We start from the raw sequence: 4363 nt of genomic DNA on the forward strand, positions 1-4363 counted from the left end.
GGGTGCCGGCCAGTGCCGCGACCGCTGCGGCGCCCAGGCCGGTGGCGATCAGATCAGCGCTGTTGCCGCCGGTGGAGGCCTGGGTGGCTCCGTCACCGGTGCCCGCTCCCCCGGTGGGCATGGCGTTGAGGGCTCCGCAGATGGCGGGGGCGGTGGCTTCCTGGGGGAGCTTCGGGTCCAGCTCGCTGGCGCCCAGGACGTTGTCGTACTTGCCGTTGTGGTTGTAGTCGATGCCGTGCACGACGATCACGGCGTTGTCGGCCCGCACTGCGGCCGCCACGTCCGGGGTCACGGTGATCGTGCGGGTGTAGTGGAACGAGCCGGTGGCCGGGAAGCGATCGATGGCCAGCGCGCTGTTCGGGCTGGTGTCGCCCTTGGTGGTCAGGGACGTGCCGATCTTGCCGTAGGCGGGCAGACCGTCGGTGGTGCTGATGGCTTTGTGCCCGTTGTGGTCATGGGCCGCGTCCGCCTTCGGGCATTCACCCGAGCCCTTGATGTGGATGTGCTGGGCGTGCGGGGAAGCGTCGAGCAGCTGGTTGGCGGTCACCGAGATGGTGGCCTGGTTGCCCGACAGGGTGACGGTGGCCATGCCGGATCCGTCGACCATGTTGGTGGCCACCGGGTCGAGGGTGGCCTGATAGTTCGCACCGCCGCCGGTGGACTGCGCGGATGCCACCGCGGGCAGCGCCAGCGGGATGGCGAACGCGGCGATACCCACCAGGGGGAGGAGAGTCTTGTTCATGGCGTGCTCCAAACGAAGCCCCGCGGCAGTCCGGTGCCGTATGGGATGAGGGGCTCCTGTGCCATAGGGAGGAACAGCGACCGAAGGGGCTTTACCAAGGCCGCCGGGATCAACTCACACCCTGTATTCGGAACTGACACCAGCACCGGATGGGTCTGGGTTGCGGTAAAGCCCAGAAGACCGTCGTGCGGCGATCGCGTCCTCTCCGAGTCTTCCGGACAAAACACGGATGTACGGGGAGTATGGCCTTCCGCTCTCCGCTCCGGAATCGTCCCTGGTCAGGGCCTCCACGTTTGCGCAACCAAGCCGCGCGTGCGGCGGGCGCTCTTGATGGCACATTCGAGCCGGATTCGATCCGGCCGGAATGACCGCCCTGAAAATCACGCTCTGACCTGCGGCGATATAAGGCGGCGGACGAGTCGGCCATATACGCCGGGTTCTGTCTCCGCTCCGTTGATCGGCGTGGCCGCTTCGAGCTACTGAGCCTTTTCCAACCTGCGTCAGCAGTGCGCCCGTTGGGCTGACAACAGGGTGAAGCCCCTGGTAGATGAGTTTTCGACCAAGAGAACCGTCTCCACCAGAGGCTTCGCATGCTGGTCTACCCGTCCGCGTCGACGTGTCCAGCTCCACGCTGCGCTTCCTCGCGCAACAACTGCGGCGGCACCGCCGTGCGATCGGGTCCAGGTGGCGGCGGCTGAGCGCGGGCCGCCGAGCCCTGCTCGCACTCGCCCACCTGCGCGTGGGACACACCTACGCCCAGCTCGCTGCCGGATTCGGCGTCGGAGTCACGACCGCCTACCTCTACGTCGCCGAGGCCATCGACCTCCTGGCCGACCTCGCGCCCGCCTTGGCCGACGCCGCCCGCACCGCGTCGACGAAAGCCTTCGTCCTGCTGGACGGCACGCTGCTGCCCATCGATCGCCTCGCCGCGGACCGCCCGTACTACTCCGGCTGTGAGTATGGGTGTGCCGTCCCGACGCGGGGCCTGACTCGTATTCTGGCTGGCCCTTGGTGCCTGGTGTTTGATCTGTCGGCCACCGCCTTCGTTCAAGCCGTCCCCACCCTGCGCCCAGCCAGCTCAGAGCGATGATGGAAAAGGCTCACTGTCATCGGCTACCGATACACCTTGCTCGGAACTTCGCAGGGGCTTGCTTGAGTGGCATTTCATGGATTATGCCAGGTTATGGTGCTTTCGCCGGTTGCCCGCTTCAGGAGATTGGAGATCATGGCGAGGCGGATCATGCTCTCGGAGTGTGCGGGTTTCGTCTCGTAGTCCCGTGCCAGTCGGCGGTGCATCATGATCCAACCGAAAGTTCGTTCCACCACCCAGCGTCTCGGGACCACGGAGAAGCCCTTGACCTGGGTGTTCCGCGGGACGACGTCGACATCGATGCCCAGGGCCGCTCCGCGTTCGATGGCTCGGGTCTTGTAGCCGGTGTCGACCCAGGCCTTGGTGATCGTGGGGTGGGCGACGGCGATCCGGGTGAGCAACTGCTTGCCGGCGTCGTTGTCCGAAACACTGGCTGCGGTCACTGTGACCAGCAGTAACAGGCCGAGGGTGTCGACGACGATGCTCCGCTTGCGGCCCACGATTTTCTTCCCGGCATCGATGCCCTGCGTGCTGCTGGGCACGCTGTGGGCGGTCTTGACGCTCTGGGCGTCGATGACGCAGGCGGTCGGCTCGGCAGTGCGTCCCACCTGCTCACGGACCCTCCGACGCAGCCGGACGCCGAGGTTCTCGATCGTGCCGTCGGCGGTCCAGGTGCTGAAGTAGGAGAAGACGGTGCTGGGCGGCGGGAAGTCGTGCGGCAGGTAGCGCCAGGGGATGCCCGTGTGGTTCACGTAGAGAATCGCGTTCATGACTTCGCGCAGGTCGGTGACCTGACCGCCCAGTCCGAGCGAGGTCTTCTGCCGTTCGGCCCTCCATGCCGTCATGGTCGGTTCCATCAGGGCCCAGCAGGCATCGGTAAGGTCGCTGAGGTAGGCGCTGCGGTTCGGCTGACTGGCCATAAGTCCGCTGACCCACAGTGCACTTGGCAGGGATATCGCTCGTTCGAGTGAGACGAAAGCCTCGTTCGCGGCATCCTCGAACCGGATAGGAGCTATCAGGCTAAAGGTGGTCGAACCATACAGCCGGGTGCGCTCGATCAGTCGCGACTTTCTCCTTAAAGGCCCCACCCAGGGTGATTTCGGCCAGGTTACAGATCTACCTAAATCGAGACATAGGCGGTGTATGTCCTCTCATAACCGAGGCGATAAACCGGGACATGACGCCCCGTCCGACCGGCGCCGCGACCGACGGGACTCCCCCGCCCGTGACCGACCCCGCCGCACTCAACCGCACCCTTCACTACACCGACGACATCACCGCCGCCGACACCGAGGCCATCGACGCATTCCTCGCCCCGCTCTTCGCTGTCCAGCGCGACGACCACTACGGCACAACCGGCTACAAGATGGCCTTCGCCCTGGACAGCCTCGTGCAGGACGCGGCCAACACCGCCCACTGGCAGCTGGACAAGCTGGCCAAGGACATCTTCCTCGACAGCCGTGACCGCCTGAGCTCCCGGCAGGACCTGCAACGCGCGTGGAACCGGCCGTGGAGCGCGGTCTACCCGTGGAACGCCGACACCGGCTACGACACCGCGCGCTGGAACCACCTGGACTACCTGGACCCGCAGGACCGGGCCCGCCAGGAGGCGATCGCCGCCCAGGCCGAAGCCGAAATGGGTGCCGAGACCGCAGCCACTCGGGAAGGGGGGCGTGGATGAGTTCTTCCAGGTATCGGCCCTCGATGTCGGGGTCGGGGACTTGGCATGGACGTACGCGTCGACGGCCAAGCCCACTGCGGCAGTGACCCGGCATGCCCGGCGCGTGGTCCGGCGGGCGCTGCGGGACGTTGGGGCAGGTGTCATGGCCGACTCCTTCGGTGTCTGCGGCGACGGCCGACGGGGCTGGGATACCTCAGCGGACGGTGAGGGTGCCCTTCATGTACTGGTGGATGTTGCAGATGTAGCTGTAGTTCCCCGCTGTCGCGGGGGCTTTGAACGTTGCGGACTTGCCGCCGGCGATGGTGCCGGTGTCGAAGGCCTTGGAGTCGGTGGCCGTGGCGGTGTGCGGGGTCTTGTCCTCGTTGAGGACGGTGACCACGGTGCCCGGTGCGACGGTCAGCGAGGCCGGGTTGAACAGGAAGTCCTTGATGACGATGCGGGCCGCTGCTCCGGACGCGGTGCCCGCGGGAGGTGAGGCCGGTACGGTGGAGGAGGACGAGCCGCCGGAGCTGGAGCTGGAACAGCCCGTCACAGCGAGCAGTGCGCAGATGGCACTCGCGGCGGCCAGGCGTCCGCGACGGGGACGTACTCGGTTGGCGTTGACGTTCATCTGCGGGCCCCATCCATCGACGGCAATGATTGACATGGGATAGCGATACCAAGGACGTGGTGCGCCCCGGTCCCCGACACGCTGGGAGCCCGGGGCGCACCATGCATCATCAGACCGTCAGTAGGGTGGTGCTGGCGGCCTTGTCCACGGGCAGGAAGTCGTCCGGGACGGGGTACTGACCGAGCACGTAGTGCAGGATCGCGGCGTGCATCGCCTCGACGGGGGCGATGGTGGCGGCGG

The 4363-nt window shown here is 66.5% G+C and carries 4 protein-coding genes and 1 pseudogene; 2 read left to right on the forward strand and 3 right to left on the reverse strand.

Annotated features, from left to right (window positions below):
- Window positions 1-742: hypothetical protein (locus C6N31_RS41870; protein WP_198359584.1), on the reverse strand; the 742-nt coding region annotated here is incomplete at its 3' end.
- Window positions 743-1332: 590 nt separating this feature from the next.
- Here C6N31_RS41870 and C6N31_RS41875 point away from each other — a divergent pair.
- Window positions 1333-1694 (forward strand): annotated as a pseudogene (locus C6N31_RS41875) (transposase family protein); the annotation flags it as partial.
- 212 nt (window positions 1695-1906) lie between these two features.
- Here C6N31_RS41875 and C6N31_RS41880 read toward each other — a convergent pair.
- The gene (locus tag C6N31_RS41880) at window positions 1907-2752 is read right to left on the reverse strand and encodes an IS5 family transposase (protein ID WP_138359495.1); all 846 of its coding nucleotides are present in this window, start codon (window positions 2750-2752) and stop codon (window positions 1907-1909) included.
- 257 nt (window positions 2753-3009) lie between these two features.
- Here C6N31_RS41880 and C6N31_RS41885 point away from each other — a divergent pair, with 257 nt between their 5' ends.
- Complete coding sequence (locus C6N31_RS41885; RefSeq protein ID WP_198359585.1) at window positions 3010-3513, forward strand: hypothetical protein; 504 nt, start codon at window positions 3010-3012, stop codon at window positions 3511-3513.
- A gap of 193 nt (window positions 3514-3706) precedes the next feature.
- On the opposite strand, the gene C6N31_RS41890 is transcribed toward C6N31_RS41885, so the two are convergent.
- Window positions 3707-4159: a cupredoxin domain-containing protein gene (locus tag C6N31_RS41890; protein ID WP_232486325.1), complete on the reverse strand. Its 453-nt coding sequence runs from the start codon at window positions 4157-4159 to the stop codon at window positions 3707-3709.
- Between the last annotated feature and the right edge of the window lie 204 nt (window positions 4160-4363).

Origin of the sequence: Streptomyces fildesensis (assembly GCF_016107395.1) — a bacterium.
Lineage (GTDB): Bacteria > Actinomycetota > Actinomycetes > Streptomycetales > Streptomycetaceae > Actinacidiphila > Actinacidiphila fildesensis.